We start from the raw sequence: 5640 nt of genomic DNA, 5'->3' as shown, positions 1-5640 counted from the left end.
ATGAATATAATGGTATAGCCTAATAAAAAGATACTTTAATTTTATCGAATCATTTGCGTGATGATTAATTTTAGGATTAGGTATATGAAATATATAAAAAACCCGATATTTATCATGACACTTTGCTTGCTCTATCTAGCATCAGCTCAGGCAGAGGAAGTAGCATCATTACCAACAATCAAGGTTATGGCCGATTCTGAGTTACGGGAAGAAGTTGGTTTTGTTCCTTATCAGGAAGATAAAACTGTACGTAAAGCTTTACAACACCATATTCAAAAAGGCGAGCAAGACATACAGAATATTGGTGTTAACGATATTATAACTCCGATAAATTTTCAGCCGAAAGCAGAGCAACCTGATATGAGTGGTTTATCACCTGCGTTGCAACAATATGTTTTGGCAGTAGCTTCAGGATTACAATCTTCTGACCCGACCAGTGGTTTGTTTCAAATACTAAAACCACTGGGCATTGATCGAAATAATGTCGATGGTTTCCGTAATGGTACGATAAAAATGAATATTGATAATGAAGCAATGATGAAATTTTTTGGGGACAAGTGGCAGCCGAAATAGCTTATTTATAGCTTATTTGTAGTGATCGAGGGAGATTTACCTATTTAAACTAATGAGTTTTATTTCTGTTGAAAGATATAGGTGATGAACCACAATATTCCAATCAATATTAAATACAGTAAAATCACGGCAATACGCATGGGATAAACTATAATATTCATCTGCTGTTGGATATTTTTATTCTGGTGCGTGAAAGAAATCATTNTATTTTTTCTAATTAAATAAATATTTGATCATTTGACCTGCTAGATGGTTTCTTGATCTACATGTTTCCCTTTATTTAAAAAGGATTGCAATAACTGATATGATTTTTCCAGCTTTTTTAGGTGATCTTCTACATGTATGATCTCTTGGTTTAGTTTTTCTTTTACAATAGGGCATAAATTAAAAACCTGTTTATCTAAATCAAAGCAGGGTAACAGTTCATGGATGTCTTTTAAATTCATGCCTGCATCATTTAATATTTTGATTTTATTAATTTTTTTAATGTCATCCTGACTATACGAACGGTAGTTATTTGTAGTTCGAATAGGAGTAATCAGGCCAATTTCTTCATAATATTTAAGCATTCTGGGACTTATTTGTGTAAGTCTCGAGACTTTTGCTAGATTCATAATTTTCTCTTGACCCGTACAGTACTGTCATAGTTTAGCATGATGCTTATTTATACAAAATATTGGGTAATTGATTATGCAAAAGCTATTGATATCTTTAATAATCCTTTCACTATCATCGTTGGTATATGCGCAGAAAAAAAATAGAACACTTGAAGATAATCGCCATGTTTACATTTTGCATGGTTATTCTGCTTCGATAAATGATCACTGGTTTCGGGCTTTAAAAAAGAAACTGGAAAATAAAAATACACGAGTAACATTGATTTCTTTCCCTGATTCAAAACATCCAGATGCTTCAAAATGGCAGAAAACACTTGATCAAAATATTCAACATATTGATCAGAATACTTATTTTATTGCACATAGTTTAGGTAGTATTACTTTATTAAAATTTTTGGAAAGGCATAAAGTAGATCAGGTTGGAGGCATTACTTTAGTTTCAGGGTTTAATCAAAAAATACCAGGTTTTTCTGAGTTGGATAAATTTGTTGATGAAAGTCAGATTCAGCCAGAATATTTTAGAAAGATGAAAAATACACGGATGTTTATTTCTGATAATGATCCGATTGTTCCAGCAGAATATAGTCAGCAGTTTGCCAAGCAACTGAATTTCCCATATACCGTGATTCATAATGCAGGGCACTTTTTAGCTACGGATGGTTACCGTGATTTTGCACAGTTAGAGCATTACTTAACAGGTTTATTATCAAAATAAAAAACATTACTTTAAAAGACAAGCACCATAAATGTTGTTAAGTATGTTCTTCTACAACTTTTGTAAAGTGATTGGTAAAATTAGGCAATGCATGCTTGAGAGTAAATTTTACTTTGCATTGATGATTCATATCATATTTATTTTATAGAAAAAAATCCCCGCATAAAGCGAGGATTTTTCAAAACATTTAAGAGTTAAACACGTTCGATAATGGTTGCAATACCTTGACCAAGACCAATACACATCGTTGCAAGACCGATCTGTGTATCTTGCTGTTCCATGACATTTAACAATGTTGTCGTGATACGTGCACCAGAACAGCCAAGTGGGTGACCAAGTGCAATAGCACCACCGTTTAGGTTTACGATGTCTTGCTTGTCATATAGCCCTAGACCTTTAAGCACTGATAAACCTTGTGCAGCAAATGCTTCATTTAGCTCAACAGTTTGGATGTCCGAGATTGACAAACCAGCACGTTTAAGTGCTTTTTGAGTTGCAGGTACAGGACCATAACCCATGATCGCAGCATCACAACCTGCAACAGCCATTGAACGAATCACGGCACGGGGTTTCAAACCAAGTGATTGAGCACGTTCAGCAGACATAAGTAACATTGCAGATGCACCATCAGAAAGAGCAGATGAAGTTGCTGCTGTTACAGTACCACCTTTAGGGTCAAACACAGGTCGTAGTGCTTTAAATGCTTCAAGATTTGCATCAGGACGAATCACTTCATCGATGTCGCAAAGGATTCTGAATCCATTTGCATCATGACCTTCAACACCAACGATTTCATTTTTGAAACGACCTGCTTGAGTTGCTGCCCAAGCACGTTTATGTGATTCAACACCAAAAGCATCTTGTTCTTCACGAGTAATGCCATTCATACGACCTAACATTTCAGCAGTCAAGCCCATCATGTTAGATGCTTTTGCATAGTGTTTAGAAGCTTCTGGGTTCAGGTCGATACCATGCATCATGCCTACGTGGCCCATATGCTCAACACCACCGATGATAAATACATCACCTTGGTTTGTTGCAATTTGCCCAGCCGCTGTATGGATTGCCTGCATAGAAGAACCACAAAGGCGGTTCACTGTTTGACCTGCGACAGTTTTGGGTAAATCAGCCAATAACACGATATTACGACCGATATTCATACCTTGTTCTAGCGTCTGGTTTACACATCCCCAGATCACATCTTCAACTTCATTTACATCAAACTGGTTACGAGCAACCAAAGCACGAACCAATTCTGCAGACAAACTGTCAGCACGAACATTGCGGAACATACCGTTTTTAGATTTGCCCATGGCAGAGCGAACGCCATCAACAATCACAACGTCGCGTGGATTTAAAGTAGCCATTCACGTTGCTCCTTAACCGTAGAATTTTTTGTTATTAGCAGCCATGTCTTTCAACAATTCTGGCGCTTCGTATGCTTTACCTAAGTGAGCGTATTTATTGCAAAGCGCAACATATTCAGCTACACCAGTTTGATCGATATAACGGCATGGGCCACCACGGAATGGAGGGAAACCTACACCCATGATCATTGCCATATCTGCTTCAGAAGGAGTTGCAACGATATTGTCTTCTAGGCAACGAACTGTTTCGTTGCAGAAAGCAAGCATCATACGATCAATGATTTCCTGAGCATCAAACTCACGCTTTTCACCTGTTACAACTGGTGCAATCACTTCATATGCTGTTGGATCAACAGTTTTTGCTTTCTTGCCCTTTTTGTCGAGTTCGTATTTGTAGAAACCTACATCGTTCTTTTGACCTAGACGTTTAGCTTCGTACATGGACTGGATAGACCCTTTATAGTCAGGTTTCATACGGTCAGGGAAGCCTTCAGCCATCACTTCAGCACCATGAACGCCAGTATCAATACCAACAACATCCATAAGGTATGCAGGGCCCATAGGCCAGCCGAATTTTTCCATCACCTTATCGATTTGCTGGAAATCTGCGCCATCTTTAAGAAGAAGGTCGAATGCTCCAAAGTAAGGGAACAATACACGGTTGACCAGGAACCCTGGGCAGTCGTTTACAACGATCGGTGTTTTACCCATTTTTTGAGCTAAAACAACAGTAGTTGCAATTGCTTCTTCAGAAGTTTTTTCACCGCGGATTACTTCTACAAGTGGCATCATATGTACCGGGTTAAAGAAGTGCATACCCACAAAATTTTCTGGGCGTTGCAATGCTTTAGCCAAACGGGTGATCGAAATCGTTGATGTATTTGAAGCCAAAATCGTATTTTCACGAACTGATTTTTCAGTTTCAGCAAGTACAATTTCTTTAACTTTAGGATTTTCAGTTACCGCTTCGATCACGATATCCACTTCTTTAAATTCGTCATAACTTAAAGATGGACGGATACGTGCAAGCGTTTCACCCATTTGAGCTGGTTTAAGGCGACCACGCTCAACTTGTTTAGTTAACAAGCTATTTGCTTCTGACATACCGAGTGCAAGTTGTGGATTACCAATATCTTTCATGATGATTGGTGTACCTTTGCTTGCAGCCTGATAAGCAATACCACCACCCATGATACCAGCACCTAAAACAGCTGCCTGATTTACAGGATGTGCACCTTTTTCATGTTTTTTCGATGCTTTTTTTACAACCTGGTCGTTTAAGAATAGACCAATCAAAGCACCAGCTTGAGGTGTAACAGCTGCTTTTGCAAATGCTTGAGCTTCTGCATCCAAAGCAGCATCACGGTAAAGTGTTGATGATGCCTGGAGAGAATCAATTAATAGTTTTGGAGCAGGATACTGAGCAGGATTTGCTTTTGCAAGAACTACACCTTTTGCCGAGTTAAACGCCATCATTTGTTCTAATGTGTCTAATTTTACAGGCTCAAGCTTTTCTTGGCGTTTAGCTTTCCAGTCTAGGCGACCTGAAATCGCCTGTTTAACAAGATCAATTGCGGCATCAGTTAATTTATCTGCTGAAACTACTGCATCTACAGCACCATCTTTGAGTGCAGCAGCAGGGCGTTTTGATGCTGAAGTTGCAATCCATTCAATTGCATTGTCGATACCAATTACGCGGCTTAAACGAACTGTTCCACCAAAGCCAGGTATGATTCCTAGTTTAACTTCTGGTAAGCCAACCTGTGCTTTATCTGACATTACACGATAGTCACAAACTAGGCACATTTCGAAGCCACCACCTAACGCGATACCATTGATTGCGGCAACTTTAGGAATATCGAGGTCTTCAAAACTGTTGAAAATATCATGAACTGGCTTAGCCCATTCTACGATCGTTTGTTCACCTTTGGCGAAGTTTTCACCGAACTCGGTGATGTCTGCACCAACAATAAATGTTGATTTTGCAGAGGTAACGATCAAACCTTTAATAGAACTATCAGCTTTAACAGCGGCAATTGCAGCTTTAAAGTCTTCAAGAGTTTCACGGTTAAATTTATTGACAGACTCACCTTGTAAGTCAAAGCGGAATTCTGCGATTCCGTCCGAAAGCATTTGGACGGTAATGGCATTGCCAGCGTGGATCATGCCCTGATCTCCTTTTTTGGAGGACTTCTAAGTTGATGTTTTGAAGCGAATGTGTCTGTGTCCTACACATTTTTTGCTTCGCTAATCTTACGATAACTATATCCAAAAAGAACCTAACAAGTTGTATCAAGCCGTGACGCAAGGGTCATTAATTTTTTTGTTATCAAAAATTAAACTTAGGCTCTATAGATATATTTTAGAA

General features: G+C 38.5%; 5 protein-coding genes. 2 read left to right on the top strand and 3 right to left on the bottom strand.

Translation table 11 applies throughout. The annotated features are described in order from the left end of the window. Positions 1-84: 84 nt before the first annotated feature. Entirely contained in the window at positions 85-573 is a 489-nt protein-coding gene (locus tag KPC_RS17395) for a hypothetical protein (protein ID WP_121975605.1), read from the top strand. A 245-nt stretch (positions 574-818) separates the two neighbouring features. On the opposite strand, the gene KPC_RS17390 is transcribed toward KPC_RS17395, so the two are convergent. Then, a complete protein-coding gene (locus KPC_RS17390; RefSeq protein ID WP_121975604.1) occupies positions 819-1187 on the bottom strand; it encodes a MerR family transcriptional regulator in 369 nt (122 codons plus the stop codon). Between the two features lie 76 nt (positions 1188-1263). On the opposite strand from KPC_RS17390, the gene KPC_RS17385 reads away from it, so the two are divergent. Further along, entirely contained in the window at positions 1264-1905 is a 642-nt protein-coding gene (locus KPC_RS17385) for an RBBP9/YdeN family alpha/beta hydrolase (RefSeq protein ID WP_121975603.1), read from the top strand. Between the two features lie 194 nt (positions 1906-2099). On the opposite strand, the gene fadA is transcribed toward KPC_RS17385, so the two are convergent. Beyond that, positions 2100-3272, bottom strand: a complete 1173-nt coding sequence (gene fadA / locus KPC_RS17380; protein WP_121975602.1) for an acetyl-CoA C-acyltransferase FadA — start codon at positions 3270-3272, stop codon at positions 2100-2102. Positions 3273-3284: 12 nt separating this feature from the next. Next, positions 3285-5438, bottom strand: coding sequence for a fatty acid oxidation complex subunit alpha FadB (gene fadB, locus KPC_RS17375; RefSeq protein WP_121975601.1), 2154 nt, complete (start codon positions 5436-5438; stop codon positions 3285-3287). Between the last annotated feature and the right edge of the window lie 202 nt (positions 5439-5640).

This window comes from Acinetobacter stercoris, from assembly GCF_900323515.1.
Taxonomy (GTDB): Bacteria; Pseudomonadota; Gammaproteobacteria; order Pseudomonadales; family Moraxellaceae; genus Acinetobacter; species Acinetobacter stercoris.
The sequence above is the reverse complement of the archived record's forward strand: the minus strand, read 5'-3'. Positions and strand labels throughout refer to the sequence as shown.